26 protein-coding genes and 1 tRNA gene are annotated in these 26,941 nt (G+C 66.4%); 17 read left to right on the forward strand and 10 right to left on the reverse strand.

What is annotated here, in order from left to right; genetic code table 11:
* Positions 1–14 precede the first annotated feature (14 nt).
* Positions 15–449 (forward strand): low molecular weight protein-tyrosine-phosphatase, encoded by a 435-nt coding sequence (locus AC5P5M_RS10255; protein WP_253118778.1) that lies wholly within the window; start codon positions 15–17, stop codon positions 447–449.
* Between the two features lie 61 nt (positions 450–510).
* Here the strand turns inward: AC5P5M_RS10255 and AC5P5M_RS10260 are convergent, their stop codons facing one another.
* The 6 genes from AC5P5M_RS10260 to AC5P5M_RS10285 form a co-directional block, all read right to left on the reverse strand.
* Positions 511–2,700 (reverse strand): YjbH domain-containing protein, encoded by a 2,190-nt coding sequence (locus AC5P5M_RS10260; RefSeq protein WP_253118777.1) that lies wholly within the window; start codon positions 2,698–2,700, stop codon positions 511–513.
* Positions 2,700–3,461, reverse strand: a complete 762-nt coding sequence (locus AC5P5M_RS10265; RefSeq protein ID WP_495205827.1) for a capsule biosynthesis GfcC family protein — start codon at positions 3,459–3,461, stop codon at positions 2,700–2,702. The genes AC5P5M_RS10260 and AC5P5M_RS10265 overlap by 1 nt, the downstream gene beginning before the upstream one ends.
* Positions 3,458–4,084 (reverse strand): YjbF family lipoprotein, encoded by a 627-nt coding sequence (locus tag AC5P5M_RS10270; protein WP_495205828.1) that lies wholly within the window; start codon positions 4,082–4,084, stop codon positions 3,458–3,460. Before AC5P5M_RS10270 ends, AC5P5M_RS10265 begins: the two co-directional genes overlap by 4 nt.
* A 64-nt stretch (positions 4,085–4,148) precedes the next feature.
* Entirely contained in the window at positions 4,149–5,249 is a 1,101-nt protein-coding gene (locus tag AC5P5M_RS10275; protein WP_253118849.1) for a polysaccharide biosynthesis/export family protein, read from the reverse strand.
* Positions 5,250–5,332: 83 nt separating this feature from the next.
* Entirely contained in the window at positions 5,333–5,674 is a 342-nt protein-coding gene (locus tag AC5P5M_RS10280; protein ID WP_253118774.1) for a hypothetical protein, read from the reverse strand.
* 77 nt (positions 5,675–5,751) lie between these two features.
* Positions 5,752–6,354, reverse strand: coding sequence for a phosphatase PAP2 family protein (locus AC5P5M_RS10285; RefSeq protein ID WP_476341728.1), 603 nt, complete (start codon positions 6,352–6,354; stop codon positions 5,752–5,754).
* A gap of 109 nt (positions 6,355–6,463) precedes the next feature.
* Here AC5P5M_RS10285 and AC5P5M_RS10290 point away from each other — a divergent pair.
* The 3 genes from AC5P5M_RS10290 to AC5P5M_RS10300 all read left to right on the forward strand — a co-directional run bounded on the left by AC5P5M_RS10290 (position 6,464) and on the right by AC5P5M_RS10300 (position 7,876).
* A tRNA-Arg gene (locus AC5P5M_RS10290) sits at positions 6,464–6,540 on the forward strand.
* 886 nt (positions 6,541–7,426) lie between these two features.
* Complete coding sequence (locus AC5P5M_RS10295) at positions 7,427–7,609, forward strand: hypothetical protein (protein WP_053516755.1); 183 nt, start codon at positions 7,427–7,429, stop codon at positions 7,607–7,609.
* Between the two features lie 132 nt (positions 7,610–7,741).
* The gene (locus tag AC5P5M_RS10300; protein ID WP_262218444.1) at positions 7,742–7,876 is read left to right on the forward strand and encodes a hypothetical protein; all 135 of its coding nucleotides are present in this window, start codon (positions 7,742–7,744) and stop codon (positions 7,874–7,876) included.
* Between the two features lie 15 nt (positions 7,877–7,891).
* Here AC5P5M_RS10300 and AC5P5M_RS10305 read toward each other — a convergent pair whose 3' ends face one another.
* Positions 7,892–8,251 carry a response regulator gene (locus AC5P5M_RS10305; RefSeq protein ID WP_053516753.1) on the reverse strand — a complete coding sequence of 120 codons (360 nt, stop codon included), beginning with the start codon at positions 8,249–8,251 and terminating at the stop codon, positions 7,892–7,894.
* A complete protein-coding gene (locus AC5P5M_RS10310) occupies positions 8,248–9,402 on the reverse strand; it encodes a two-component system sensor histidine kinase NtrB (protein WP_495205829.1) in 1,155 nt (384 codons plus the stop codon). The genes AC5P5M_RS10305 and AC5P5M_RS10310 overlap by 4 nt, the downstream gene beginning before the upstream one ends.
* Before the next feature lie 152 nt (positions 9,403–9,554).
* Between AC5P5M_RS10310 and AC5P5M_RS10315 the strand changes: the two genes are divergently transcribed.
* From AC5P5M_RS10315 to AC5P5M_RS10340, 6 genes are all read left to right on the forward strand, one after another.
* Positions 9,555–12,656, forward strand: a complete 3,102-nt coding sequence (locus tag AC5P5M_RS10315; protein WP_495205830.1) for a response regulator — start codon at positions 9,555–9,557, stop codon at positions 12,654–12,656.
* Positions 12,653–13,477 (forward strand): CheR family methyltransferase, encoded by an 825-nt coding sequence (locus AC5P5M_RS10320; RefSeq protein ID WP_065175572.1) that lies wholly within the window; start codon positions 12,653–12,655, stop codon positions 13,475–13,477. Before AC5P5M_RS10315 ends, AC5P5M_RS10320 begins: the two co-directional genes overlap by 4 nt.
* Complete coding sequence (locus AC5P5M_RS10325; protein ID WP_128988641.1) at positions 13,477–14,052, forward strand: chemotaxis protein CheB; 576 nt, start codon at positions 13,477–13,479, stop codon at positions 14,050–14,052. Before AC5P5M_RS10320 ends, AC5P5M_RS10325 begins: the two co-directional genes overlap by 1 nt.
* Positions 14,049–15,176, forward strand: a complete 1,128-nt coding sequence (locus AC5P5M_RS10330) for a hybrid sensor histidine kinase/response regulator (RefSeq protein WP_053516742.1) — start codon at positions 14,049–14,051, stop codon at positions 15,174–15,176. The genes AC5P5M_RS10325 and AC5P5M_RS10330 overlap by 4 nt, the downstream gene beginning before the upstream one ends.
* 89 nt (positions 15,177–15,265) lie before the next feature.
* On the forward strand, positions 15,266–15,694 hold the full coding sequence (locus tag AC5P5M_RS10335) for a BLUF domain-containing protein (protein WP_128988643.1): 429 nt from the start codon (positions 15,266–15,268) through the stop codon (positions 15,692–15,694).
* Positions 15,695–15,777: 83 nt separating this feature from the next.
* Positions 15,778–16,830: a linear amide C-N hydrolase gene (locus tag AC5P5M_RS10340; protein ID WP_317233197.1), complete on the forward strand. Its 1,053-nt coding sequence runs from the start codon at positions 15,778–15,780 to the stop codon at positions 16,828–16,830.
* On the opposite strand, the gene AC5P5M_RS10345 is transcribed toward AC5P5M_RS10340, so the two are convergent.
* Positions 16,827–17,600 carry a DUF6491 family protein gene (locus tag AC5P5M_RS10345; RefSeq protein WP_495205831.1) on the reverse strand — a complete coding sequence of 258 codons (774 nt, stop codon included), beginning with the start codon at positions 17,598–17,600 and terminating at the stop codon, positions 16,827–16,829. The genes AC5P5M_RS10340 and AC5P5M_RS10345 overlap by 4 nt on opposite strands.
* Positions 17,601–17,680: 80 nt before the next feature.
* On the opposite strand from AC5P5M_RS10345, the gene AC5P5M_RS10350 reads away from it, so the two are divergent.
* From AC5P5M_RS10350 to thrC, 6 genes are all read left to right on the forward strand, one after another.
* Positions 17,681–18,376, forward strand: coding sequence for a helix-turn-helix transcriptional regulator (locus tag AC5P5M_RS10350; RefSeq protein ID WP_414487904.1), 696 nt, complete (start codon positions 17,681–17,683; stop codon positions 18,374–18,376).
* Between the two features lie 126 nt (positions 18,377–18,502).
* Positions 18,503–19,453, forward strand: coding sequence for a DMT family transporter (locus AC5P5M_RS10355; RefSeq protein WP_128988648.1), 951 nt, complete (start codon positions 18,503–18,505; stop codon positions 19,451–19,453).
* A gap of 138 nt (positions 19,454–19,591) precedes the next feature.
* Positions 19,592–19,726 carry a hypothetical protein gene (locus tag AC5P5M_RS10360; RefSeq protein ID WP_258391179.1) on the forward strand — a complete coding sequence of 45 codons (135 nt, stop codon included), beginning with the start codon at positions 19,592–19,594 and terminating at the stop codon, positions 19,724–19,726.
* 84 nt (positions 19,727–19,810) lie between these two features.
* On the forward strand, positions 19,811–22,315 hold the full coding sequence (gene thrA / locus AC5P5M_RS10365) for a bifunctional aspartate kinase/homoserine dehydrogenase I (RefSeq protein WP_495205832.1): 2,505 nt from the start codon (positions 19,811–19,813) through the stop codon (positions 22,313–22,315).
* Positions 22,312–23,226 carry a homoserine kinase gene (locus tag AC5P5M_RS10370; protein WP_279942139.1) on the forward strand — a complete coding sequence of 305 codons (915 nt, stop codon included), beginning with the start codon at positions 22,312–22,314 and terminating at the stop codon, positions 23,224–23,226. Before thrA ends, AC5P5M_RS10370 begins: the two co-directional genes overlap by 4 nt.
* Before the next feature lie 29 nt (positions 23,227–23,255).
* Positions 23,256–24,542, forward strand: a complete 1,287-nt coding sequence (gene thrC / locus AC5P5M_RS10375) for a threonine synthase (protein WP_340044752.1) — start codon at positions 23,256–23,258, stop codon at positions 24,540–24,542.
* A 91-nt stretch (positions 24,543–24,633) separates the two neighbouring features.
* Here thrC and AC5P5M_RS10380 read toward each other — a convergent pair whose 3' ends face one another.
* The gene (locus tag AC5P5M_RS10380) at positions 24,634–25,386 is read right to left on the reverse strand and encodes a Crp/Fnr family transcriptional regulator (protein ID WP_053516731.1); all 753 of its coding nucleotides are present in this window, start codon (positions 25,384–25,386) and stop codon (positions 24,634–24,636) included.
* Between the two features lie 138 nt (positions 25,387–25,524).
* Here AC5P5M_RS10380 and hisS point away from each other — a divergent pair, with 138 nt between their 5' ends.
* Positions 25,525–26,922, forward strand: a complete 1,398-nt coding sequence (hisS, locus tag AC5P5M_RS10385; RefSeq protein ID WP_053516730.1) for a histidine--tRNA ligase — start codon at positions 25,525–25,527, stop codon at positions 26,920–26,922.
* Positions 26,923–26,941 lie beyond the last annotated feature (19 nt).

The raw sequence follows: 26,941 nt of genomic DNA on the forward strand, positions 1-26,941 counted from the left end.
CAGGATCCAGGTCAGTGTTCAATAACGTACTTTTTGTTTGCGTCGGCAATATCTGCCGCAGTCCCTCGGCTGAAGTAATGCTTCGGCAGGCAGTGCAGGGTAGAGGCATCCAGGTGTCTTCCGCAGGTCTGGGGGCGCTCGTCGGACATGGCATCGACGCAACTGCCCAAGCGCTGCTGGCGGAGCAGGGCATGGATGGGCTGGATCACCGCGCACGCCAGATCGATGATGCCATCCTTGGGGCGGCCGATCTGGTGTTGGCCATGGAGCGCAAGCACATTCACCGCATCACCGAGATTGCGCCGCAGGCGTCGGGCAAGACCTTCCTGCTGGGCAAATGGCAGCAGGATCGGGAAATCCCCGATCCCTATCGCCAGCAGCGTCCTGCTTTCGAGCATGTCTACAGATTGATGGCCGAGGGCATCGAAAGCTGGGTCCGATACCTGTAGGTCCTCAGCGGGTGAACGTGCAGCAGGGCGGTCTTTGGCCGCCCTGCTGCGTTCCGGCAGGTCAATCGTCGATCGAGCGGATGTTGTCGTAGAAGAATCGCTCGTCGCGATCGCCGGTGATGCTGTACAGCGAATACTTGCGGCTGAGCATCGCGCCACCGTCGCGGATCAGGGGATTCCAGTTGAACGCGGCTCGTCCGCGTGTCGACCGTGGCAGGAATCCGTCCAGCGGGACGCTTATGTAGATTCCCTTGTCGAAGCTGCCTTCGCCGAAATCGCGTGCGGAAACGTTGGTCTTCGTTGCATAGGCTCCCATCGTGACGCCATTGTCGAAGACGCGGGCGACATCCAGGGTTGCGCCCTTGTCGCCCGCCAGATACTGGCCGACGGACAGCGAGCCCACGATGCGCTCGCGGGCGTCGAAACTGTAGTAGAAGGTGGCGTGCCCGGTCGTGACCTTGTAGTCGCGCAGATCCCAGCGCTGATCGAAGCCGCGTTGCTGCACGCGATTCAGGTTCGCGCTGACGGCCCATCGCTCACCGCCAGGACGATACAGCAGTTCACCGCCTACGCCGGCATACATCCACTCCAGGTAACCCGCGTACGCGATGCCATAGAGATCGCGGCCCAGACGTCCAGCCACATTGAACTGCAGATTTGGCAGCACCACATCCGAGTCCACCATGTACCTGCGCAAATCGGTGCGCACGCGCGGGAGTCGACTTGGGGCGTTGTACTTGAACTTGTCGTAATTGTTGATCAGATTGGCGCTGACGGTTCCTGTAAGCCACATGTTGGGGCGTACGAACAGGCTTCCGGAATAATTGGCGGCAATCTGGTAAAGGATGAAACCATCCGGGCCACCGAGATTCTGTCGGTAGCCGATGTTGAAGCCGCCGCCATAGGGGCGTGTCCTGGGTTCATACAACGTCTGGCGAGTGACGTCGTCGGGAGACTGCACCTCGGTGCTGCGACGTAGCACGTCCTCGCTGACCCGACCATCCAGATAGCCCACGAGGGCACTGCGGGCGACGGACGTGTCCACGATGGGCATTCCCAGTCGTGTTGTCCGCAGCGTGAACCACTCGTACTCGTCGCCCGTCGCATTGGCCAGGATGCGACCGGCTCGGCCCAAGCCCTTGGCGGCGTGGAGGTATCGGTTCTGGTAGCCGTCCACGTAGAGCTCATCGCCGCGACGGGAGATGCGCTCGACCCGGAAGCCCGCGTTCTGGGTGAGGTCGGCGCTGATGGCAGCCCAGTCCGGGCCGCCTTCTGCTGTCGTGGCGCCGGCGTCGGGCGCTGCGGTCGCCGCAACGGCGGATGCCTGCGGGTCGCGAGGCACGATCCGTTGCGGCGGAGGATCGAAAGGCTTGGGCGCAGACACTGCATGGCCGGGATTGCCGCGCCAGGTCAGCGAGAACATCGCCGCGTCACCGCGTTCCCACGCGGCGGTGAGTTCCACGTTGCGGTTGGGGACATAGACCAGCCCCACGTTGATGGGGGTGCGCTGTTCCAGGTTGTTCCCGCGCGGCTCGCGGCGGTAGTCGTTGCCGTCGTACTCGACCTTGACCAACAGGGAATCCAGCGGCGTCTGATAGCTGATGCCGCCAAAGATGCCGACCGGTCCCTTGAACATGTTGCTGAGTCCAAAGCGACCGGCGTTGTTGATGTCACTGCTGGCAACGGGGCGTCGATTCTTGAATCTGTCATCGATGGCGCCCAGCGGATTGGCGAAATCGCCACGGTTTCCGATGTAGCCGGTGGCCAGGCCGATCGAGGCATCAATGGGGCCAAGATTCTTGTTGGCAACCAGATATTCGCTGGAGAAGAAGCCGGTGCCACCTAGATCGCGTACACCGAAGGCCACTTCCGGCAACCATCGCGACTCCTGCCAGAGCCGCAGCTTGAAGTCGATCGATTTGTCCTTGTAGTTCTGGTTTCCCGCAATGCTCGGGCCATAGCGGATGTTGGACACGTTGATGTAGCGGAACGTGCTCTCAAGCCAGGGGAACGGCTGCAGCGTTAGGTTGTAGCGACTGTACGGGGAGTTGTGAGAGGCCGTGAAGCTGAGGTCGCCGTCGGATGCCATGCGTGCCGTCGGTGTCTGCAGGAGGCCGATGCCACCCCATTCGTTGGCGGTCGGCGGAGGGGCGTCCTGCGCCTGCAACGCGGCACTCAGTGACAGGGCAAGCGCGGTCAGCGCAAAGCGGGCTGGGCGCGGCACGCGTGCACGCTGGGGAATGTCGGTCATTACGGGCTGACAGGCTGGGTGGCGATGAAGGTGGCAAGATCGTTGTTGAATGCCGGGTCGATGGATTTCAGCACCGATTCGCGCAACGGAACATAGATCGAACCGCCAGGGGCGACCGCCTGGGGATCCGCGCGGTTCCAGAGTGCAATGCCCTGTTGCTGAACCCGGCCATCGGGTTGCACGATGTAGAGCGAGTCGGGATCGGCGGCCGCGCTGGGTGGGCAGTCACGCAGATAGTCCCGCGCGTCGCGCTGCGGGGAATGGTGGACAGTGCAGCTGGTTCGGACCGCGCCGAGGACCGTGATGTGATCAGGTCGGACGGGAATGCGGAGTACATCGCCGGCCATGAGCACCGGATTGCTCTGCGGCTGCACCTGCATCAGGCGTGGCGAGATCACCGTCGGTACACGTCCGGTTGCAGCGTGCGCCTGTACCCATTGCTGGATGGCCGCCGCGGTTTCGACGACGGCCGGATCCGCGTTGAGCTGAAGCTGCGTCAGGCCATGCAGGATTCCGGCACGCAGTCGGACCTGTTCAACGAGCGCCTGGCGGCGAAGATAGCTGCTGCCGAGCAGATAGGCGTCGGCCGCAGGCTGGGCCTGGACAACCGCATCGGCCAGTCGCCGCTCCGGCTGGATGGCCTGGTCACCGGGATGGGCGACCGCACCCTCGACGCGCACGACCGACGGCGCCTGCGCCCAGCACAGTGACGGTAGCGCCGACAGCATCAGGCAGAGAATTCGAGTGTTCATGCCTGTCATCCCTTCGGGGCACGGTAGGGCTTGAGCTGGGTGAGTTCCACGACGTACCCGGGGGCAAGATGCTGCCGGCTCTTCCAGATGAATCCGGTCGCCGGGTCCGCCCAGTAGATGTTCTGCGCGTCCATTCCGCCGCCCTGGAGATGCTCGACGAATCGCTGCAGGGTGCGGGTGCGGCCGAGAATCCTGACCTCCTCGGTGGCGCCGGGTGTCAGCGTGCCGGTGACGACAACGCCGAGCTGATACGACGACATCCAGTCGTATTGGCGTTGCAACTGTGCCGGTCCGCTTAACGACGTCAGGCGGTCGAAGGGGGACGCGCCGATGATCCGCGTCTGCAACTGACGTCCCAGCCCGCTTGAGCCCAGCAGCACGCCGTTGCCGTCCAGCTCGATCACGGCATGCGTGCCGGCGTACCACTGCTGCCGGCCACCATCAACGTAGCCAAGAACGGCCACCGCGGTCAGGTCCCGTGTCTCGACCAGCACCTGCGGGAAGCGATTTGCCGCCACGGAATCGGGGCTGACCTCAACGGGCTTGTGCAGCAACAGGCGGAAGCTGTCCGCCGTTGCCCGGCTGCCGGTGGTGCAACCGGCAAGCACGAGCGCCACGGCGATCAACGCCATGCGCAATAGACAGGCTGAAGTGCGTCGGCATGAACGCACCGAGGCTGCTTCCGTGCGCGCCATGTCAGTTGTCCCTGACTTCGGTTCCGGTGCGCGCGGCCGTGTAGAGGATATTGGTGAAGGGCAGCAGCTGGTTGACGAAGCGGTTCCAGCGGCTCACACCTGCGGCGCCGACAAACACCACGTCTCCGGGCTGCAGCTTGAACTGGCTGCCGACGGCAAATGCTGTCGGTGAGCGTGCTTCCAGCTGATAGATCACCGAAGGCTCCTGCTGCAGATCGGTGCTGCCGCGGATGACGTACACCGCATTGCCATTGGCCGTCTGCTGCAGCAGCCCGCGTGCACGACCGAGCGCCTGGTTCAATGTGACGTCGCCAGTCCGGAAGCTGTACGCGCCTGGCAGGTTGACCTCGCCAACGACGAAGATCTCCTTGCGATCCAGATATGGGATGAAGATCGAATCGCCGTCTTTGAGGAACAGTTGGCGTCCACCATGTTCCTTGGCCAGACTTTCCAGATTGATGGTGTAGCTCACTCCGTCACGGCTGAACTGGATGCCGGAAAGATCCGCCTGGGCTGCGTTCAGCCCGGCCTGACTGATGGCATCGGTCAGGGTAAGCGGCGAGGTACCCAATGCGACTGGCGAGGAGCGCTCGGCCGCGCCGGTGACCCACACCCGCTGGCTGCCATAGGTAAGGACCGACACGTCCACCTGCGGGGATTCGACATACTGCGCGAGGCGCCGGCTGATTTCCTCGCGGATCTCAACCGGGGTCTTGCCCGCCGCCTTGACCTTGCCGATGTAGGGGTAGAACAGTGCGCCGTCGCTCTGCACCAGACGACCCGCAAGCGTGCCTTGTTGCTGCGGGCCGGCGGGTACGGTGAGCTCAGGATGATCCCAGACCGTGACGTACAGGATGTCCCCGACGCCGACCTGGTAGGGGGAGGGCTGGTAATTGAAAAGTTCCGCAGGAAGCGTCTGTTCGTTGCGGGCTGCCGCCTCCTGGGCGATCAGCTTGGAGGTGATGGTGATGATTTCCAGTCGGCCATCGTCGCTGCTCTGCGAAGTGACATCACTTCGACGCAGGTGCTGACCCGGCGCGAACGCGCAGCCGGAAATGGCCAGCACAGTGAGTGCAGCGGCGAAAATACGGATAGGCTTCATGTTCATGTGTTGAGTTTCCGACAGGCATAAAAAACCCCCGCCGTGCACTGCCCGGCGAGGGCTTGCTCAAACAGCGGGATGTATCAGCCGCCGGTGCCGCCGGTGCCACCCGTGCCGCCGGTGCCACCCGTACCGCCAGTGCCTGGGCCGCCCGGACCCGGGCCGCCGGGTTCGCCGCCACCATTGTCGTTGCTGCCGCTGCTGCTGTCGCCACCGATGCTGTAAGCCACAGCTGCTGCTGCAATGCCGACTACGGTGGTGCCGAAAATGGCAGCGTTCGAATAGCCAGCGGCTTCAGCGCCCGCGGTCACTTCGGCAGCCGGGGTCTCGGCGTCAGTGGTTGCCTGCGCGTCCTGCGCGAAGGCCATCATCGGGGAGGCGGAGAATGCCGCCAGGGCCAGAACGGCGATCGTCTTCTTGAACATGGGAGAGGCACCTACTCCGTTAGGGAAAATTTCACCGCAATCTTGCGGCCGAAGGCCCGCAGTGTCAAGCGCGGGGTTCAGTTGCCGAGGTCATGCCGCTCATGCGTGCTGCTTCGTCCCGACAGCAGCTTGGCGGCGTCCTTGATGATGTCGTGTGTCCGAAGATCAGACATGATCGCCGGAACCGCCAGCCCCATCAGACCGGCCAGCAACAGCACCCGGACTTTCGGCCGCGAGGGGGTGACCGATGTCCCCAGCACCGCGCAGCTTGCAGCCAGGCCCAGAGCCAGGCCGGAGATGACCTCCGATGTCGAATGCGCCTGAATAGGCAGTCGCGAATACCCGATTGCACCGGCCAGCAGAGAGCCTGCAGCGAACCAGCGAAGGTCCCTGCGTTCGCCAGTGCTCACCGTCAGCCATAGAGCCACCGGGTACACCACGCTGGACATGGCGGCGTGCCCGGAAATGCCGGTGAAGTCCAGACGCTGAATGCCCAGCCCCCAGCCCATGAACGCCAGCTTGGAGGCCAAGGTCAGCCCGGCGGTCACGGCGATGGCGACGGCCCAGCGTCGCCTCAAGGACGATTCGCTTCGCGGCAATGCCAGCAGCAGCACCATGGCCATGGGCAGCAGCCAGCGGCTGTCGCCCAAATTGGAGAGGAAAAGCCAGAACTCGGACATCCGGTGGGACTGATGTGGGGGCGGCCAGCATACCTGCCGCCGATGGCGCGGCGATCGTCGGTGGCTTGGTCCATTCAGCTGGACGCGGTATGCTTTACCGCTTGCGCAAGGCCCCGTAGCTCAGCTGGATAGAGCGTCCCCCTCCTAAGGGGAAGGTCGCCCGTTCGAATCGGGCCGGGGTCACCATCGGTCAATTGCCCGCAGATGATCAGGCGGGTGCCGCTTCTGCTTGCGGCGTGCTGTCTTTGCTGCGGCGTGCTTGCCACCCGCCACAGTGCGTTGGAAAAGGGCGTGCGGCGGCCTTGCCTGCCTTCCGCCAGGCCCACCTAGGGGCGATCCAGGTCCTCTGGCAACAGGCCAGCGAGTGCGAGTATTCGATCGTGCCTGATCTGCTCCACCCAGTGGCCCCAGGCATCCGCCGCCGTCAAGACATCGATCGAGCCGCAGGCGGGACACCTCAGTTGCACACCCCCGTGCACATCGGTGAGCCCGCACCCATGCGACATCCGTGATTCGTCCCCACATGACTTGCACTTGGCCTGCACGGAATCCAGCCGTTCGATGGTGGCATCCAGGCGCAGCAAAGGGCGGATCCGCAGGATCCGGAATGCAACAGGAGTGGTCATGTGTCTTGCCGGTCAGGGGCTGGACACGGAGGCGAGGAATTTCGCGCCGAAGAGAAGCCGAATGCAGTGACCATACAGCATGAACTGTTAAGACTCTCGTTCTTGACAGCCCTTATTTCGTTCTGGTGAGGGCCGAGGGTTCGCGAGAGGGGCGGGGAGCCTGAACATCCAGTCAGGTAAGCAAGCCGTTTTCACACAAGGCTAACTGCTCAGCGCCCAGTTTCACTGCAGCGTGACGGGTCGGCAGGGGGACTCGTGGCAGGCCTTGAACCTGCCGTGCGCAGCGCTTCCCCCATGACCAGCAGGATCCGAATGAATCGCAATGCCGTGACGTCCGTTGGCGTCGGACCGGGCGCCGTCCCCCTGTGCTGCCGGGTGGGCCATGCCGTCTTCCCTGGACGCGCACGCCGCCCCGCCTTCCCGATCATCCCCCCGGCGGCCGGGTGATGGGGCGTTTCCAGTACGCCTTCCGCAAGGCGCGGGGCTGGCAGGCCTCCCTGGTCGCCGCCGCGTGGGCAGCGCTGCGCTATACCGTGAGCGGGGATACCGGCTACTTCCGTTCCCACGGCGGCTGGCGAAGATCACGGATCAGCCGGAAACCGGGCGAGGCCGACTCTCTGGATGACTGAGTCCGCGGGTGATTCTTGCCGGAAACGCATAGCAGTCTGCGGGCTGCATGGGTTTGCCGGGCCTACAGTGGCCCCCAATGCCGGGAGGGGTACCCGGCCACCTGCACGCCTTCGGTCCAGACGGGAGTCGCCATGCACCTGCTGATCGCCCTTGGCAAAGTGGCCGCGGTGTTCGCCTGCGTGCTCGGAATTCTTGAAATCTGCAGCCGGCTTCACCGTCGGCGCAGGGGCCGCAGCAGGCGTGCGGACAGGGAAAAACTCCCCTGACGCACTTGGCGAGGCTCAGTCCTGCCTGAGCAGCTCCACCAGTTGCCGCAGTCGATAGGGTTTGGGCAGGAATTCGACCTGTTCGGGCAGGGGGGGCAGCTGCGAACGCGCATAGCCGGAAGAGAGGATCATGCGGGCGTGCGGCTGGTCGCGCGCGACGTGTTCGCTCAGTTCAATGCCGGACATGCCATTGGGCATGCTGACGTCGCTGAACACCACGTCGAAGCGGGTATCGCCGCGCAGCAGGGCCACTGCTTCATGACCGTCGGCCGTGGTCGCCACGTCGATGCCGAAATCGCGCAGGGCCAGCCCTATCATTTCGCGCAGGTCGGTCTGGTCCTCCACCATCAGCACGCGGATCGGATCATCGGTCATGGGGCGGGTTCCTCTAGTGCGGGTAACAGCAGGCTGACTGTGGTGCCGACGCCTGGCGTGGTGGAGACATCGACGAAGCCGCCGCTCTGGGTGGTGAATCCGAACACCTGGCTCAGGCCCAGTCCGCTGCCTTTGCCGATGTCCTTGGTGGTGAAGAAAGGCTCTGTCGCGCGTTCCGCCACATCGACGGGCATGCCACGCCCCTGGTCACGCACGCTCACCGTCACGTATCGGCGCTGCTGGCCAGCCTCTCCATCCGGATCAAGGCGATGCTCCAGTGCGGTGGCGATCAGCACGTGGCCGCCATCGGCCGTGGCTTCGACAGCGTTCGCGACCAGGTTCGCCAGGGCGGTCTGCAGCTGCAGCGCGTCGGTGCAGACCGGCGGCAGATCGTGAGCCAGTTCCGTGCCCAGCAGTGTACCCGAGGCATGCGCGCGCCGCAGGCCCGGCAAGGACGCGACGATCAGTTCGTTGACGTCCACCGGTTCACGGATCAGGGTCTGCCCGGTGCTGAAGGCAAGCAACTGGCGGGTCAACAATGCGCCGCGGTCGGTCGCCGTCTGTGCAGTGGAAAGCAGTTCGTGGGCCCGCGGATCACTGCCCACGCGCAGCGCCAGCAGATCCAGTGCGTTGCCGATGGTGGTCAACAGATTATTGAATTCATGCGAGAGCCCACGACTCAGCCGGCCGACCGTCTCGAACTGCTGGGTCTGCCGGAGTGCACGCTGTGCGTCACGCAGCAGGCGCTGCGCCTGCCATTGTTCGGTGATGTCGCGGGTAATCTTGACGTAGCCGAGCAGCTCGCCGTTCTCCAGGACCGGCTCGATCACGATGCTGGCGCGGAACGAGGCACCGTCGCGCCGGACGCGCCAGCCTTCGGCGGAGCAATGACCCTGCTGCGCGGCCAGCCGGAGCAGGCGCTGCGGCTCGCCGGCTTCGCGGTCTGCAGGCAGGTAGAAGCGTCCGAAGTGGGTGCCGATGACCTCGTCGGCTGCATACCCCTTGATGCGTTCGGCCCCGGGGTTCCAGCTGCAGACGATGCCCTCGGGATCGAGCAGATACAGCGCATGGTCCCGCACGCTGTCTATCAGCAGGCGCAGCTGTTGGGAAGTGTCCGTCAGAGCGGACCTCGTAGAAGCGGGTGCGTCCACGTGGAAATGAGCATTACCCCTGTGAGGGCCGGAAAGCTAGGCACTGCAGTGTGAAGGATGTGTGCAGGGATTGCCCGTGCCATTGGTCGTATGCGGCTGAATACGACACGGGGTACCATCACGCACTTCTTTGCCTTCTGGAATCGCCCCGTATGCGTCCCGGTGCAACCTCGCGCGACCGCTGGATATGGATGACTGCCGCCGCATTGCTGGCCGCAACCATCGCGTTGGAACTTGTCGTGCCTCTGGGTTATGCGGTGTGGCTGGCCTACTTCCTGGCCGTTGGCGTGACGGTGTTCCAGCGGAGTGCACGCGCACCGTTCGTGGTCGCGGTGCTGGCCTGCGCGCTGCTGATGGTGGGCTATCACATTGCCCCGGCAAGCACGAATTCGGCGTTCTCGCTGGTGAATCGCACCATCGGCGGTGCGGCCTTCCTGATGATCGCGCTGATCGTGTCCCGCGCCATCCAGGCGCGCCGGCAGGCCATGCGCGCCCTGTGGCTGCAGGAGGCGGAGAACGCCGTGGCCATGAGCCTGCGGGGAGACCTGGGGCCGGAGCAGATCGCCGAGGCGGCGGCGACCAGCCTGGCCTCGCAGCTGCAGGCCGATGTCGGCGCCGTGTACCGGCTTGAGGGCGGCCGCCTGCAATTGACGGGTGGACTGGCGTTGCCGGCCGGCATGCCGGCGTCGCTGGCACTGCAGGAGGGGCTGGCCGGACAGGTCGCGCGCGACCTGCGCACCCGCCACCTGCAGGGCGATGAGGCCTCGGTACTTGAACTCCAGAGCAGCCTGGGGCGGGTTCCGGTGCGTGAGCGGATCCTTGCACCGATCACCAGTGACGGTGCCGTGGTCGGCATCGTCGAGCTGGGTCGATCCAGCGTCGGCGAACAGCGTGATCTGGACCGCGAACTGCTGGACCGCTGTGGCGACACCATCGGCATGGCCCTGCGGGCGTCGCTGCTGCGCGCGCAGCTGGTCGTGCTGCTGGAGGAGTCGCAGCGCCAGGGAGAGGAGCTGCAGGCCCAGCAGGAAGAACTGCGCGTGGCCAACGAGGAGCTGGAAGAGCAGAGCCGCAGCCTGCTGCAGTCGCAGACCCATCTGGAACAGCAGCAGGCCGAACTGGAGCAGAGCAACGTACAGCTTGAGGAGCGCACGCACGAGCTGGAGGCGCAGAAGCAGGCCCTGCTGGTTGCGCAGAGCCAGCTGGTGCGCAATAGCAACGAGCTGGCGGCGACGTCGCGCTACAAGTCCGAGTTCCTGGCCAACATGTCGCACGAGCTGCGTACGCCGCTGAACAGCTCGTTGATCCTGGCCAAGCTGCTGGCCGACAACAAGGATGGTACGCTCACCGAAGAGCAGGTGAAGTACGCACGGGCAATCCTGTCGTCGAACAACGATCTGCTGGCGCTGATCAATGACATTCTCGACCTGTCGCGCATCGAAGCCGGGCATGTCGAACTGAGCGATGAAGTGGTCGCGGTCGACAGCGCGCTGCAGCGGCTGCGCGAGACCTTCGATCCGCTCGCGCGGCAGAAGGGGCTTGCCCTGGAGATCAGCGCCGATGCGCTGGCGCCGGGTCAGCTGGTGGTGGACAGCCAGCGCCTGCAGCAGATTCTGAAGAACCTTCTGGCCAATGCACTGAAGTTCACCGAGCACGGCAAGGTCAGCCTGCAGGTGCGTCCCGGCGGCAGTGGCCGCATCCGCTTCGAGGTCTGTGATACGGGCATCGGCATCGCGCGCGAGCAGTTGCAGGTGATCTTCGAGGCTTTCCGCCAGGCTGATGGCAGTACCCGCCGGCGCTATGGCGGCACCGGGTTGGGCCTGTCGATCTCGCGCGACCTGGCTGCCCGCATGGGCGGTGAAATCCAGGTGGACAGCGAACCGGGGCGTGGCAGCTGCTTCGTGCTGGAGCTTCCGCTGCAGGGCGCCCCCGTGTCCGCGCCGGAGCCGGGAGCGGAGCCCGCGCGCGTGGCCACTCCGGCAGCGCGTCCGGTGGTTGCACAGATGGCGCCGACTGCGCCTGCGCCCCCGCCCGCAGCTGCCACACACGTTCCAGATGATCGTGGCCGGCGGCAGCGCATGGGACGCCTGATCCTGGCGGTGGAGGACGACGTGGCATTCGCCGAAGCGCTGGTGGTGCTGGCGCATGAACTGGACTTCGACTGCGTGGTTGCCGGCACGGCAGAGGAAGCGCTGGCGCTGGCTGCCGAACTACGGCCGAACGGCATCCTGCTCGACATCGGCCTGCCCGACGTGTCAGGTCTGAGCGTGCTGGAGCGTCTGAAGCGCAACCCGGACACGCGGCACATCCCCGTGCACGTGGTCTCGGCGATGGACCGCAGCCAAGTGGCCCGTGAGCTGGGCGCGATCGGCTATGCGATCAAGCCGACCACGCGCGAGCGGCTGGCGGCGGCCATCGAGCAGCTCGAGCAGACCAGCCAACGCGATGTCAGGCGCCTGCTGATCGTCGAGGATGACAGCGAGCTGAGGCGCAACCTGGAGCTGCTGCTGGGGCGTGATCAACTGCAGATCGTCGCCGTCGGCACACTGGCCGCAGCGCTGGAGCAGCTCAGCAGTGTCACGTTCGACTGCATGGTGATGGATCTTTCCCTGCCGGACGGCAGCGGTTACGACCTGCTTGAACACATGGCCGGCAATGATGACGTCGGCTTCCCGCCGGTGATCGTCTACACCGGACGTGCGCTCAGCCGCGAGGAAGAACAACGGCTGCGTCGTTATTCCAAGAGCATCATCATCAAGGGTGCGCGCTCTCCCGAGCGCCTGCTGGACGAGGTCACCCTGTTCCTGCACAGCGTGGAGGCGAGCCTGCCGACCGATCAGCAGCGCCTGCTGCGCGAGGCGCGCCGGCGCGACACCATCCTTGATGGGCGCACCGTACTGCTGGCCGAGGATGATGTGCGCAACATCTTCGCGCTGTCGAGCGTGCTCGAGCCGCTGGGCGTCAACCTCGAGATCGCGCGCAACGGCCAGGAGGCGGTCGATCGGCTGGCGCAGCGCGAGGTGGACCTGGTGCTGATGGACATCATGATGCCGGAGAAGGATGGTCTGACGGCGATGCGCGAGATCCGGGCGCAGCGCCACCTGCAGGACCTCCCGATCATCGCGTTGACCGCGAAAGCCATGCCCGATGACCGCGAGCGTTGCCTGCAGGCCGGCGCCAACGACTACATCGCCAAGCCGATCGATGTCGACAAGCTGGTCTCGCTGTGCCGGGTGTGGTGCTCGCGTCAATGAACGAGCAGGCCTTGTTCGACCTGGAGCTGAAGGTGCTGCTGGAGGCGATCTATCAGCGCTACCACTACGACTTCCGCAGCTACGCGGTGTCGTCGCTGCGACGGCGCATGCGTCAGGCCATGCAGCGCTACGAGTGCGAGAAGCTGTCGGACCTGCAGCATCGCCTGCTCCACGAGCCGGAGCTTTTCACTCAGGCGATGCAGTTCTTCACCGTGCAGGTCTCGGAAATGTTCCGGGACCCGGCATATTTCCGCACCCTGCGCGAGCAGGTGGTGCCGGTGCTGCGCACCTATCCTTCGGTGAAGCTGTGGGTGGCGGGCTGCAGCACGGGCGAGGAAGTGTGGTCGTTGGCGGTGCTGCTGCACGAAGAAGGGCTGCTGGAGCGCAGCATCGTCTATGCCACCGATATCAATCCCGGGGCCCTGGTGACCGCCGAGGCCGGCGCATACCCGATCGATCGCCTGGCGCAGTTCAGCCGCAATTATCTGGCGGCGGGGGGCAGGGCGTCGTTGTCGGACTACTATTCGACGGCGTATGACGGGGCCGTGTTCGACCGTCACCTGCGACGCAACATCATGTTCGCCGACCACAGCCTGGCGACGGACACGGTGTTCTCCGAGGTGCACCTGGTGTCGTGCCGGAATGTGCTGATCTATTTCAACCGGGACCTGCAGGACCGGGCCGTGGGGTTGTTCCGGGAAGCGCTCGTGCATCGTGGCTTCCTCGGCCTGGGCAGCAAGGAGTCGCTGCAGTTCGGTTGCCATCACGACGCGTTCGACGTGTGTTCGCGCGAACATCGGCTGTACCGGAAGGTCGCCTGATGAATGACGCCGGTCTGCCGGAGGTGATAGTGGTCGGTGCATCCGCTGGCGGGGTCGCTGCCCTGCAGGCCATCGTGCAGGCGCTGCCGGCGGGCCTGTCGGTGCCGGTGCTGGTGGTTCTGCATGTGCCCCGTGACCGCAACAGCCGCATCGTCGAGGTGCTGGCGCCGCATTGCGCGGTGCCGGTGCGCGAGGCGGAGGACAAGCAGCCGATAGAGCGCGGTACGGTGACGTTTGCGCCGCCGGACTATCACCTGCTGGTGGAAGACCGATCCTCGGTTGCCCTGTCGATCGATCCCCCTGTGCTGTATTCGCGTCCGGCCATCGACCCCCTGTTTGAATCGGCCGCGGCGGTGTTTGGTCCGCGCGTGCTGGCACTGCTGCTGACCGGCGCCAGCAGTGACGGCTCCGAAGGCGTGGCGGCAGTGCGCGAGGCGGGAGGTCGCGCCTGGCTGCAATGCCCCGAAGAGGCCGAAGCTTCGATGATGCCGGCCTCGGCCCTGCAGCATGCCGGCGCCGATGCGGTGCTGCCCCTTGAACTGATGTGTCGCCGCTTGAAGGAGTTGTTTTCATGAACCTGTTGCCACCGGACCCTGCGCAGGCCCAGGCCCCGGTCAACCTGTTGATCGTCGATGACGTTGCACAGAACCTGGTGGCGATGCAGGCACTGCTGCAGCGCGAGGGCGTCAACCTGCTGCTGGCCAGCTCCGGCGCCCAGGCGCTCGAACTGCTGCTCGAGCACGAGGTGGCGCTGGCGCTGCTGGATGTGCACATGCCCGAGATCGATGGCTTCACGCTGGCGGAACTGATGCGGGGCTCGCTGCGCAGCCGCGACGTGCCGATCATCTTCCTCACCGCGTCGCCGGATGATCCGGTGCGCGCGTTCAAGGGATACGAAACCGGCGCGGTGGACTTCCTGCACAAGCCGGTGGCGCCGCAGGTGATCCTCGGAAAGGTCAATGTGTTCATCGAGCTGTACCAGCAGCGGCAGCTGCTGAAGGTGCGCAACGAAGCCCTGGAGCGCGCGCTGAAGTTGAACGAGACCATGGCCGCGGTGCTTACCCACGACCTGCGGACGCCGCTGTCAGCCATCCTGCTCTGCGCGGACAAGCTCAGCCTGGAACTGCCTGCGGGCAATTCCGCTGCACAGCAGACATTGCAGCACCTGGAAGCAAGCACGCTGCGCATGGCACGGATGGTCGAGCAGCTGCTGGACTTCTCGCGCATCCGCAGCGGCGGCCTGCGATTGCAGACCACGACCTGCGACCTCGACGCCCTGGCCCGCGCGGTCATTGCGGAGGCGGGCAGTGCCCACGGACTCGAGCGGATCCGCTTCCAGGCGCAGGGCGATACCGTCCTGCAGGGCGACATGGACCGGTTGGGGCAGGTCGCATCGAACCTGATCGGCAACGCACTGACGCATGCCGGCGAAGCACATGTCCAACTGGACGGGCGTGACCCGCAGCGGGTGGTGTTGCGGGTCAGCAATGCCGGCCACATCGACGCGGCGCTGCTGCCGCGGCTGTTCGAGCCCTTCAAGGCCAGCTTCCACCAGAGCAAGGGCCTCGGCCTGGGGCTGTACATCGTCGATCAGTTCGTGCGCGCTCACGGCGGTCGATTGACCGCGCGCAACGACGCAGGGCAGGTTGTGCTGGAGGCGGCACTGCCACGGCGGTGCGGTGGACCGGACATGGCCTGAACCTGAATTCTTCAGCAAGCGGGGCGCAGCCTTATGACGGGCTCATCCGCAACTGCTACCGTGGCTGCATATCTTGCCAGGGAAGCGCTATGCCATTGCGAGCCATCGCCTACGTCAGCCAGGCGCTGCCGGATCTTTCCGCAGATCGCCTGAAGGCGCTGGTGGACGACGCCGCCCGTTTCAACAAGCTGGCTGGCGTGACCGGGGTGCTGCTGCATGATGGCGGGCGCTTCCTGCAGTACATCGAAGGGCCGCCGGATGGCATTGATTCGGTTTATGAGCGCATCCTGCAGGCCGGCAGCCATGTCGACATCGTCGAGCTGGCGCGCAGCCGGCTTGGCCAGCGCCAGTTTCCCTATTGGGCGATGCGTGTGCTGCAGGTGGAGGCGTCCATGCTGCATGGACTCACGGTGGGCGACTGGGCCGGATTCAGCCGTGCGCTGCAGGGCGACCGCGCGGCGCCGACGGCGGTGGACCTGCTCGCCGACATCGTGCAGCCGGCGCTCCACGCCGGCTGAGTCGCGGCAGGGGCGCCGGGCTTCACCGCTGTCTCACCCTGCATGCGCTGAGATTGGATCTCCAGGGCATGGAAGGGGGCAACATGGTACGGATGAAGCACACAGGGGCCGCGCTGCTGGTGGCGGCCCTGGCAGGCGCTGTAATGCCTGCCTTGGCCTGCACACGTGCGGTCTATCTGGGTGACAACGGCGATGTGATCACGGCGCGGTCGATGGACTGGAAGGTCGATGTGGCGACCAACCTGTACGTGTTGCCGCGCGGAATTGCACGGACCGGCGAGGCCGGGCCGAAGTCGTTGGCCTGGACTGCACGGTACGGCAGCGTGGTGGCCACCGGCTACGACGTGTCGACCACCGATGGCATGAACGAGAAGGGGCTGGTCGCCAATCTGCTATGGCTGGTGGAATCGGAGTATCCGCAGCAGCGCGGCAGCAAGCCCGGCCTGGCCATTTCATTGTGGGCGCAGTACGTGCTGGATAATTTCGCGACAGTTGCAGAGGCCGTGGCGGCGCTGCAGCGCGAGCCGTACTCCATCGTCACCGACAAGGTGCCCGGCGAGGACCGGCAGGCGACCCTGCATCTCTCTCTGTCCGATGCCAGCGGCGACAGCGCGATCGTGGAATACATCGGTGGCCGTCAGGTCATCCATCATGATCGCCGCTACCAGGTGATGACGAATTCGCCCATCTTCGAGCATCAGCTTGCGCTCAACAGCTACTGGCAGCAGATCGGCGGCACGGTGATGCTGCCGGGCACCAACCGATCGGCCGACCGTTTTGCACGCGCGTCGTTCTACATCAATGCGATTCCCAAGGCGGAAGACCCCGTGGTGGCACTGGCCAGTGTGTTCAGTGTGATCCGCAATGTCTCGGTGCCGTACGGAATCACCACGCCGGGCGAGCCCAATATCTCGTCCACGCGTTGGCGCACCGTGGCCGACCACAAGCGACGCCTGTACTTCTTCGAGTCCGCGATGACGCCGAATACGTTCTGGGTGGACCTCAACAGGATCGACTTCGGTGGCAAGGTGCTCAAGCTGGACCTGGGCAAGGACCAGCGCAACACCTTCTCCGGCGATGCGCTGGAGCATTTCGTTCCCAGCGCACCGTTCACCTTCCTCGGTGTCGGGAGCTAGTTCGACGCCTGGGTCGCGGCCGGGTAGACCGCCTGGATCTGGCAGCTGCCGCGGGTGTACAGCGGCAGCGGCCCCAGGCCGCGCTCGTCGCCGGGCTCGAACTCGGCACTGAGGATGCGATCGCCGGGATTGCCGCAGATCAGGCCGTTCTGCAGCCCGGACTGGAAGCTGACCTGAGGCGCGCGGTCCAGCTGGCGGCAACTGCCGCCCAGTTCGACGCGGTAGTAGCGGTGGCCGCCATTGCGGCGTGGATTGGTCTCCACCAGCAGTCCCTGCTGATCGGAGGACCAGGCACGGACGTTGCGGGTTGCGAAACAGTAGGAGGGCGATCCGCCGAAGCTGCGGCGCTGCTCGCGTCGCTCGCTGATGGTCACCGCAGGCAGGGTCGCGGTGCTCAGGCGGTCACTGTCACGGGCGACAGTGGCGTAGTCGCGGTTCTGCACTGGACTGACCGCGCTGACCGCGCAGCTGTGCCCGTCCACGACAACGCGTTCGCTGGGGCGGCCGCAGGCCCAGCCTGCCGGCGCTTCCAGCTTCAGGGAGGTGGCCGCACGCACGTTCGGGCAGTCTTCGCTGAAGTCGATCCGATAGGCCTGGCCGGAAGCGGCACGGACGGCGATCGAGCGCGGCGAGGCCTGCTCCACCTCCTGCACGCCCACGGCGTCGAGGCAGTGCGGTGCCGGCGCCCGGCGTTCCTGCCCGCTGGCGGTGACGGAAAGGGCCAGGCCGATGCTCGCGGCCAGAGCCAGGGAAACCTGTCGATATGCCATGACCTGCACTCCTTGCTGGATAGACGGCCCGACTATAGCAGTCAATTGCACCGCCGGTGCCAGGCGCGCAGACTTGCCGAATGGGCGCCATTTTCCACCTCCGGCACTATGGCCAGGCCACCGGCCTGGATCGCCACGACTACGCGCAATGGGTGCTGCCACTGCAGGGCGAGCTGCAGTTCGAGCTGGAAGGGCGGGGCGGCCGGCTGGACCTTCTGCAGGGCGCATTCGTGGCCGCCGGCGAGGCGCATGACCAGATGGCGGAGGGTCCGAACGGTTTCGTGATCGTTGATTGCGGTCCGGATGTTCTGGACGACGACACGCAGGAGCACCTGTGCAGGCAGCGGTGGCTGCATCTGCCGCTGGCCCTGCGCCAGGGGCTGGCCGAGGTGCGGCAGGGGCAGCCGCTGCCGTTGCTGCTGCCTGCCTTGCTGAGGGTGTTTGCACCAGCAGGCAGTGGCGCGCGCATGCAGGGGCTGTGCACGGCGGTACAGGCCGACCCGGGGCAGCCCTGGCCGGTCGCGCGCATGGCGGCATTCGTCGGCGTCAGCGAAAGCCGGCTGCATGCGTTGTTCCAGCGCGAATTCGGCTTGAGTCCGCAGGCCTGGGTCAGTGCCTGCCGCCTGCGCTGGGCCAAGCACCAGCTGCGGACCACTGCGCTGCCGATCAGCGAGATTGCGCTGGCCGCGGGGTATTCCGAACAGAGCGCATTGACCCGAGCGCTGCGCCGGGAGAGCGGCGTAACCCCTGCGGCCTGGCGGCGGGGCAGCCTCTGATCCATGGCGCTGCGGGAACGCCGCCGAGTGCGTCCGGCGCTGCCGGGACAGCAATAGCCTGGGTCAAGAGAGGTCGTCCGGTGGGCGGCTACACTGCGCGGCCTCTTCTCCCCCGAAGAATCCGCAATGCGCAACAATCCGATGGTCCTGGGCATCGCCAATGGCGTAGCCGCGGGCGCGCTGTGGGGCGTGGTGTTCCTGGCGCCTGCCGTGCTGCACACGTTCAACGCCCTGCAGCTGTCTGCCGGCCGTTATCTGGTCTATGGCCTCATCGCCGTGATCCTGCTGCTGCCGCGCTGGAGGCGGCTGGCGCCGAGGCTGGGGCGCGCAGAATGGTACGGCCTGCTGTGGCTGAGCCTGGCGGGCAACCTGGTGTACTTCCTGCTGCTGGCCACGGCCGTGCAGTGGGCCGGTGGCGCTGCGGCCTCGCTGATCGTCGGCCTGATTCCGGTCGTGGTGACCCTGGTGGGCGTGCGCGAGCAGGGGGCGGTGCCCCTGAAGCAGCTGTTGCCCGCCTTGGCGCTGTGCGTGCTCGGCGTGGCCCTGGTCGGGTGGGAGGCGCTGATGTCCGAACACCTGGCGACGCCCTGGCGGCAGCGCCTGATCGGCCTGCTGTGTGCCTTCGGCGCACTGTTCTCGTGGGCGTTGTACTCGATCGGCAACAGCCGCTGGCTGGCGCGGCGCCCGGATCTGTCCAGCCATGACTGGTCGTTGCTGACGGGTGTCACCACCGGCGGGTTGTCCCTGCTGCTGGTACCGATGGCCTTTGCCGGGTCCGCCGGCAGCCATACGGCCGCACAATGGGGCGCATTCTGGGCCATCAGCGCAGGTGTCGCGGTCGTGGCGTCGATCGTGGGCAACGCATTCTGGAACCGTGCCAGCCGTCTGCTGCCGCTGACTTTGACCGGGCAGATGATCGTGTTCGAAACCCTGTTCGCGCTGCTGTACGCATTTGCCTGGCAGCAGCGCTGGCCAACCGTGCTGGAGGCATTGGCGATCGTGTTCCTGGTGGCCGGGGTGATGCTGTGCGCGCACGCCCACCGTGCGCCACGCGCGATCGCCGAACATGCCGGCTGAATGGACATCTCAGAGTCGACGATCGCTGCTTTGTCTCAGTTGCAACCAAATGACGGCACGTTGACAGATGATCGGCGCAGGGAATTTTTGCGCTGCAGCACTTGACAGTAGCGGGGCGAACAGTGTTTTCTGTCCGCCATGGTCCTTGATGCCGCCACCGCCAGCCTGATCGCACCCGCTACTGCGGGGCGTCCGACTGCACCGGTCGCCATCACCACCATTACCACCACCACCGTCACCACTGCCCTGGTGCGGCCCGTCGTCTTCGTGTAACTCCCGAAAACCACGGCCCCGCACCATCCAGGTGGCGGGGAAACTCGACACCTGCATGCGACGGGGCCTCCTGCCGAGGTCTGCATGTCTTCCCACGTTCTCCCCCCTCCTGTTGCCCCGGCCGAGCTGGCCGCGCCGTCCACGGTCGTGCACAAGTTCGGCGGCACTTCGGTGGCCGACGCCGAGCGCTACCGCCATGTCGGCAGCCTGCTGCGGGCCCGCCCCGAATCGCAGCAGGTCACCGTTGTCTCGGCCATGAAGGGCGTCACCGATGCGTTGATTGAACTGGCCCAGCTTGCGGCGCGGGGAGACGAGGGGTGGCGCGAGGCCTGGCATGCGTTGCGTGCCCGCCATCGTGGGGCCGCGGTGGCCCTGCTCGGCGAACAGGTGGGCGACACCGTGGAGTGGATCGATGCGCGTTTCGAGCAGCTGTCCGAAGTACTGGCCGCGCTGACCGTGATCGGCGAGTTGCCGCGTGAAGTGCTCGACCGCGTGCAGGGCCTGGGCGAGGTGTTCTCCGCGCAGCTGCTGGGTACGTACCTGCGCGCATGCGGCGAGGACTGCGCCGTTCTTGATGCACGCGACGTGCTCGTGGTCGGCCACGGCGAGCTGGGTGTGGATGTGGACTGGGAAGCCAGTGCCGACCGTCTGGCGAAGTGGCGCCTGCAGCATCCGCAGGCGCGCGTGGTCGCCACCGGGTTCGTTGCCCGGGACCGCAACGACCGCATCACCACGCTTGGCCGCAACGGCAGTGACTACTCCGGCGCGATCTTCGCCGCGCTGTTCAATGCCGACGAGCTGCACATCTGGACCGATGTCGATGGTGTGCTGTCGGCCGACCCGCGACTGGTGCCGGAGGCGGTGCAGCTCGAGTCGCTGAGCTACGACGAAGCCTGTGAGCTGGCGTACTTCGGCGCGAAAGTGGTGCACCCGCAGACGATGTCGCCGGCGATCCGGCTGGGGCTGCCGATCTTCATCCGCAACACCTTCCAGCCGACCCATCCGGGTACGCGCATCAGCGCCGAGCGCTCGCCCCGCGGACCGGTGAAGGGGCTCACGCTGAGTCCCGACCTGGCCCTGCTGAATCTCGAGGGGACCGGCCTGATCGGCGTGCCTGGCACCGCCGAGCGCGTATTCGCAGCGTTGCGCCAGGCGCAGGTGTCGGTGGTGATGATCTCGCAGGGTTCTTCGGAGCACTCGATCTGCTGCGTGGTGCGGGCTGCCGAAGCGGGCCGTGGCCGCGGGGCGTTGCTGCAGGCCTTTGCCCATGAACTGTCGGTCGGCCAGGTGCAGCGCGTGCAGGTCCACGAAGGGGTCAGCGTGCTGGCGGCGGTGGGCGATGGCATGGCGGGCCAGCCCGGTGTGGCTGCGCGCCTGTTCGAGGCGCTCGGCCGGGCGCAGGTCAATATCCTGGCGATCGCCCAGGGTTCCTCCGAGCGCAACATCTCGGTGGCCGTGGACAGCGCTGACGCGACGCGCGCGCTGCGCGCCGCCCACGCCGGATTCTGGTTGTCGCCGCAGACGTTCGCGGTGGGCGTGATCGGGCCGGGCAACGTCGGTGCCGCGCTGCTGGATCAGTTGCTGGCGGCGCGCCCGCAGCTGCTGGCCAAGGCCAATGTCGATCTGCGCCTGCGTGCACTGGCATCGCGTTCGCGGATGCGGCTGGAGGCCGATGGTCTGCATGCCGACTGGCTGCAGGCGCTGCAGGCGGGCGGTGAGGCCAGCGATCTCGACCGCTTCACTGAGCACCTGCTGGCCGCGCACCTGCCGCATGCGGTGGTGATCGACTGCAGTGGCAGCAGCGAGGTCGCCGAGCGCTATGCCGATTGGCTGGCCGCGGGCATCCATGTGGTCACCCCGAACAAACAGGCAGGCGCCGGCCCGCTGTCGCGCTACCAGCGGATCCGTGCGGCGGCGGCTGCCAGCGGCGCGCGCTTCCGCTATGAGGCGACGGTGGGCGCCGGCCTGCCGGTGATCACCACGCTGCGCGACCTGGTCGATACCGGCGACGAGGTGCTGGCCATCGAAGGCATTTTCTCGGGCACGCTGGCCTGGCTGTTCAACCGCTTCGACGGCAGCCAGCCGTTCTCCTCGCTGGTGGCGCAGGCGCGTTCGATGGGCTACACCGAGCCGGATCCCCGCGATGACCTGTCGGGCGTGGATGTCGCGCGCAAGCTGGTGATCCTGGCGCGCGAGGCCGGCCACGCACTCAGTCTTGAACAGGTGCAGGTGGAAAGCCTGGTGCCGGCGCTGCTTCGCGAAGGCAGCGTCGAGGACTTCATGGCCCGCCTGGGCGAGTCTGATGCATCACTGCAGCAACGCCTGCAGGACGCGCGCGAGCGCGGCGCAGTGCTGCGCTATGTGGCCAGGCTTGACGCGGACGGCGCGTCGGTGGGTCTGCACGAGCTGCCGGCGGCACACGCGTTCGCCAACCTGCGCCTGACCGACAACGTGGTGCAGTTCTGCACCCGCCGCTACTGTGACAATCCGCTGGTGGTGCAGGGGCCCGGCGCGGGACCGGAGGTCACGGCTGCAGGCGTGTTTGCCGACCTGCTGCGGGTGGCGGCCGGTGAAGGGGCGCGCCTGTGATCGCACGTGCATTCGCACCGGCATCAGTGGCCAATGTGGCAGTGGGGTTCGACATTCTGGGCCATGCCATCGCCGGTATCGGCGACACGGTCAGCGTGCGCCGCATCGATGAGCCTGTGGTGCGTATCGCGGCGATCCGTGGCAGTGCGGTCGAGCTTCCGTTGGAGGCAGCGGGTAACACGGCTGGCGCGGCACTGCTGTCACTGCGCGAGGGCCTGGGCCTGGGCTACGGGTTCGAGCTGGAGATCGACAAGGGCATTCCGTTCGGCTCCGGCATGGGTGGCTCAGCAGCATCCTGCGTCGCGGCACTGGTTGCAGCCAACGCGCTGCTGGATGCGCCGCTGCCACGCGCCGCCCTGTATCCGCACGCGCTCGACGGCGAAGCGGTGGCCAGCGGCGGTCGCCATGGCGACAACGTCGGACCCTTGCTGGCGGGCGGGCTGGCGCTGTGCACCGCCGACAGGGTGGTGTCGGTACCGGTGCCTGCGTGCTGGCACAGCCTGCTGGTGCATCCGCATGCCGTGCTGGAAACGCGCAGGGCACGGCAGGCGCTGCAGGGCAGTTATGAGCTGCGCGAGTTTGTCGCCCAGAGCGCGAATCTGGCCCTGGTCCTCAGCGGCTGCCATCGCGGCGATGCCACGCTGGTGCGCGCAGGCTTGCGCGATGTGCTGATCGAGCCACGACGTGCCGGCCTGATCGCGGGATTCGAGGCAGCGCGTGACGCCGCGCTGTCGGCGGGCGCGATGGGCGCGGGTATATCCGGTGCCGGTCCCAGTGTGTTTGCCTGGTTCGAGGACGCGATGCAGGCGCAGGCTGCCGCAGGGCAGGTTCGGGCGGCATTTGCGGCTGCCGGCTTCGACAGTGACGCCTGGGTCTCGCCGTTGGACGCGGCGGGAGCACGACTGTGCTGACTTCTTTCCTCTCATTGGATACCGATCCCATGCAATTCGTTTCCACCCGCGGCCAGTCGCCGGCCGTCGGCCTGAGTGCCGCCATCGCCGCCGGCCTCGCCCCCGATGGGGGGCTGTATGTGCCCAGCGCCTTGCCTGCGCCGCATCATGTGCAGCAGGGCGAGACCCTCGCCGAAACCGCCGCCGATCTGCTGGCACCCTTCTTCGACGGCGACGCGCTGCAGGAGGCGCTGCCTTCGATCTGCCGTGAGGCGTTCGATTTTCCGGTGCCGTTGCGTCCGCTTGGCGGTGGAGACTACGTCCTCGAGCTGTTCCATGGTCCCACTGCGGCCTTCAAGGACATCGGCGCACGTTTCCTGGCAGGCGCGCTGTCGAGGCTGCAGGCGGGCAAGGGACGCGACCTGACGATCGTCGTTGCCACGTCCGGTGATACCGGTGCCGCCGTGGCGGCGGCCTTCCATCGCCAACCGGGCGTGCGCGTGGTGGTGCTGTATCCGGATGGCCGGGTATCGCCGCGCCAGGCGCACCAGCTCGGCTGCTTCGGCGACAACATCCAGGCGCTGCGCGTGGCGGGTTCGTTCGACGACTGCCAGGCCATGGTCAAGCAGGCGCTGGCCGATCGGGCGTTGCAGGCGGACGTGCCGCTGAGTTCGGCCAACAGCATCAGCCTGGGGCGTCTTCTGCCACAGATGAGCTACTACGCGCATGCGGCACTCGTCCATCATGGGCAGCATCGGCGCCGGCTCAATCTGGTGGTGCCGACCGGCAACCTGGGCAACGCGATGGCTGCGGTGCTCGCACGCACGCTGGGGGTTCCCATCGGCCAGATCGTGCTGGCCACCAATGCCAATGATGTGCTGCCGAAGTACTTCGAGGGCGGCGCGTATCAGCCGCAGGCCAGTGTCGCCACGGTCGCCAATGCAATGGATGTGGGCGCGCCGAGCAACTTCGAGCGCCTGCGGTGGCTGTACGACGGCGACGATGCCGAACTGCGCGCAGCCCTCCGTGCTTTCGCGGTGGATGATGTGACCATCCGCGCCACCATCGCCAGTGCGCACGCCAGCGGGGGCGAGCTGTTCTGCCCGCATACCGCGACGGCAGTGAAGGTGCTGCAGGACCTCCGCGCGGGCGGGGCGAAGGGCGACTGGGCGGTGGTGGCAACCGCGCACCCGGCCAAGTTCGAGGCGGTGGTGGAGCCATTGATCGGCGAAGCAGTGCCGGTGCCGCCGGCGCTGGCGGCGCTGCTGCAGCGTCCCGCGCATGCGGAACCGCTGGCTGCCGACTATGCGGCGCTGCGCGAGGTGCTGCTGCGCTGACGGACAGGTGCCGGGCATGGCGCGGTGTCGTCTGAAGCAAGGGGCAGGGTGGGGCGCCCGGTACCACCGGGCGCAGGTCGTGGCGCGACGCTCAACCCTGGACGTCGCCCGCCAGCTGGCGCAGCCCGTCCTCGTCGAGGATCTCCACGACGTTCAGGTGCGGCAGCGCGATCAGCGCCTGCTGACGCAGCTTGGTGAAAGTGCGGCTGACCGTCTCCATGGTCAGGCCGAGGTGGTCGGCGATGTCGCCGCGCCCCATCGGCAGCGAGACGCGCAGGCCGTCGCCGCCCAGTCGCGCCTCGCGCGCGGCCAGGCGCAGCAGGAAGTCAGCCAGCTTTTCCGCAGGCTGCAGCCGCGCCAGGGCGAGGGCCGCATCCTGCGCAGCGTCCAGCTCCTGGCAGGCGCGTTGCAGCAGCTTGCGCTCCAGGTGCGGATAACGCCCGCGCAGCGCCTTCATCTGCGGCAGCGCGACGCGGCAGACCCGGCTGTCAGCGATCGCCTCGATGTCGTAGCGGTGATGGTCGCTGCCGCTCAGGCCCAGGTAGTCGCCCGGCAGCACGAAGCCATTGATCTGGCGGCGGCCGTCGGCCAGCGTCCGCACCAGGCGCAGTGCGCCGGCGGTCAATGTATAGACATGCTGGCGCTCTTCGCCGGTGCGGGCGAGGGTGCTGCCCATCGTCACCGCCTGCGAGACGGTCACCTGTTCAAGTGCCTGCACTTCATCAGGAGACAGCGCCGAACACACCGCCAGGTGGCGGACCGAGCAGTGCAGGCAGTCCAGCGTGGAGCAGGACTGCCCGGCGGTGTCGTTGTTGGCGGACGGGGCGCCGGAAGGCCGGGACATGGTGCGTGGGCGTATCGCGGGCGGGGAGGGCCTTATGATACTTCAAGCGGCTGTTCGACCCTGCGTCAGGCGGCCGCGCGCTCCAGGGCGCTAGAATGTCGCCCCCTCCCACGTCCCGTTCCAGCAGGAGTTGCTCCCGTGATCAAGCCCCGTACCCCGCCCGGCACCCTTGAGCTGCTGCCGCGCGAGCAGATTGCGTTCCAGCGCATGCTGGACGTCATCCGCCGCAACTACGAGCGCTTCGGGTTCCTGCCGGTGGAGACGCCGGTGTTCGAGCTGTCCGATGTGCTGCTGACCAAGTCCGGTGGCGAGACCGAGCGCCAGGTGTACTTCGTGCAGTCCACCGGTGCGCTGGCCAATGCCGCCGAGTCGGGTGACCGCTCGCTTCCGGAAATGGCCCTGCGCTTCGACCTGACCGTGCCGCTGGCGCGCTATGTGGCTGAGCATGAGCACGAACTGACGTTCCCGTTCCGGCGCTACCAGATGCAGCGGGTGTACCGTGGTGAGCGTGCCCAGCGCGGCCGTTTCCGCGAGTTCTACCAGTGCGACATCGACGTGATCGGCAAGGACAGCCTGAGCGTGCGGTACGACGCCGAAGTGCTGGCGGTGATCCACGCGGTGTTCTCGGAGCTGCGCATCGGAGACTTCAGCATCCAGTTGAACAACCGCAAGCTGATGCGTGGCTTCTTCGAAAGCCTGGGCGTGGCCGAGGGCGAGCGCCAGCTGGCGGTGCTGCGTGAAGTGGACAAGCTGGACAAGCGGGGCGCCGACTACGTGCGCGAGACGCTGGTGGGCGACGGGTTCGGCATTCCGGCCGGACAGGTCGAGAAGATCCTGGCATTCGTGGCCGTGCGTTCGCAGGGGCATGCCGATGCGCTGGCCCAGCTTTCGGCGCTGGAGGACGCTGCGGGGTCCTCGGAAACGCTGCGTGCCGGCGTGGCAGAGCTGCGCGAAGTGCTGCAGCTGGTGCAGGCGCTGGGTGTGCCGGAGAGTGCCTACTGCCTCAACTTCTCCATCGCCCGTGGCCTGGATTACTACACCGGCACCGTCTATGAGACCACGCTGACCGACCACCCGCAGATCGGTTCGATCTGCTCCGGCGGCCGCTATGAAGACCTGGCCAGCCACTACAGCAAGTCGAAGCTGCCCGGCGTCGGCATTTCGATCGGCCTGTCGCGCCTGTTCTGGCAGCTGCGTGAGGCGGGCCTGATCGACGGAATCGAGGCCAGCAGCGTGCAGGCGCTGGTGGCGCTGATGGACGAGCAGGGCATGGCGCAGTCACTGGATATCGCCCGCCGCCTGCGGGCCGGTGGCATCAACACCGAAGTGCAGATGGAGCCGAAGAAGATCGGCAAGCAGTTCCAGTACGCGGCCAAGGCGGGCATCCGCTTCGTGGCGCTCGCCGGCGAGGACGAACTGGCGCGGGGGGTGGTGGCGGTGAAGGATCTGCTCCGCGAGCAGCAGTTCGAGGTATCCCGCGAGGAGCTGGCCAGCACCCTGCAGGTGGAACTGGAACAGTCGAAGGTGATGGTGTGAACTGACATTGCCGTGCCGC

Source organism: Stenotrophomonas sp. YJH_SMC_106-19, assembly GCF_059368375.1.

Bases quoted from the DNA above. Each gene is read 5' to 3' on its own strand.
- AC5P5M_RS10260 (WP_253118777.1), bottom strand. From the start codon at position 2,700: ATGACCGACATTCCCCAGCGTGCACGCGTGCCGCGCCCAGCCCGCTTT.
- AC5P5M_RS10265 (WP_495205827.1), bottom strand. From the start codon at position 3,461: ATGACAGGCATGAACACTCGAATTCTCTGCCTGATGCTGTCGGCGCTA.
- AC5P5M_RS10270 (WP_495205828.1), bottom strand. From the start codon at position 4,084: ATGGCGTTGATCGCCGTGGCGCTCGTGCTTGCCGGTTGCACCACCGGC.
- AC5P5M_RS10275 (WP_253118849.1), bottom strand. From the start codon at position 5,249: ATGAAGCCTATCCGTATTTTCGCCGCTGCACTCACTGTGCTGGCCATT.
- AC5P5M_RS10280 (WP_253118774.1), bottom strand. From the start codon at position 5,674: ATGTTCAAGAAGACGATCGCCGTTCTGGCCCTGGCGGCATTCTCCGCC.
- AC5P5M_RS10285 (WP_476341728.1), bottom strand. From the start codon at position 6,354: ATGTCCGAGTTCTGGCTTTTCCTCTCCAATTTGGGCGACAGCCGCTGG.
- AC5P5M_RS10295 (WP_053516755.1), top strand. From the start codon at position 7,427: ATGGGGCGTTTCCAGTACGCCTTCCGCAAGGCGCGGGGCTGGCAGGCC.
- AC5P5M_RS10300 (WP_262218444.1), top strand. From the start codon at position 7,742: ATGCACCTGCTGATCGCCCTTGGCAAAGTGGCCGCGGTGTTCGCCTGC.
- AC5P5M_RS10305 (WP_053516753.1), bottom strand. From the start codon at position 8,251: ATGACCGATGATCCGATCCGCGTGCTGATGGTGGAGGACCAGACCGAC.
- AC5P5M_RS10315 (WP_495205830.1), top strand. From the start codon at position 9,555: ATGCGTCCCGGTGCAACCTCGCGCGACCGCTGGATATGGATGACTGCC.
- AC5P5M_RS10320 (WP_065175572.1), top strand. From the start codon at position 12,653: ATGAACGAGCAGGCCTTGTTCGACCTGGAGCTGAAGGTGCTGCTGGAG.
- AC5P5M_RS10325 (WP_128988641.1), top strand. From the start codon at position 13,477: ATGAATGACGCCGGTCTGCCGGAGGTGATAGTGGTCGGTGCATCCGCT.
- AC5P5M_RS10330 (WP_053516742.1), top strand. From the start codon at position 14,049: ATGAACCTGTTGCCACCGGACCCTGCGCAGGCCCAGGCCCCGGTCAAC.
- AC5P5M_RS10335 (WP_128988643.1), top strand. From the start codon at position 15,266: ATGCCATTGCGAGCCATCGCCTACGTCAGCCAGGCGCTGCCGGATCTT.
- AC5P5M_RS10340 (WP_317233197.1), top strand. From the start codon at position 15,778: ATGGTACGGATGAAGCACACAGGGGCCGCGCTGCTGGTGGCGGCCCTG.
- AC5P5M_RS10345 (WP_495205831.1), bottom strand. From the start codon at position 17,600: ATGGCATATCGACAGGTTTCCCTGGCTCTGGCCGCGAGCATCGGCCTG.
- AC5P5M_RS10350 (WP_414487904.1), top strand. From the start codon at position 17,681: ATGGGCGCCATTTTCCACCTCCGGCACTATGGCCAGGCCACCGGCCTG.
- AC5P5M_RS10355 (WP_128988648.1), top strand. From the start codon at position 18,503: ATGCGCAACAATCCGATGGTCCTGGGCATCGCCAATGGCGTAGCCGCG.
- AC5P5M_RS10360 (WP_258391179.1), top strand. From the start codon at position 19,592: ATGGTCCTTGATGCCGCCACCGCCAGCCTGATCGCACCCGCTACTGCG.
- thrA (WP_495205832.1), top strand. From the start codon at position 19,811: ATGTCTTCCCACGTTCTCCCCCCTCCTGTTGCCCCGGCCGAGCTGGCC.
- thrC (WP_340044752.1), top strand. From the start codon at position 23,256: ATGCAATTCGTTTCCACCCGCGGCCAGTCGCCGGCCGTCGGCCTGAGT.
- AC5P5M_RS10380 (WP_053516731.1), bottom strand. From the start codon at position 25,386: ATGTCCCGGCCTTCCGGCGCCCCGTCCGCCAACAACGACACCGCCGGG.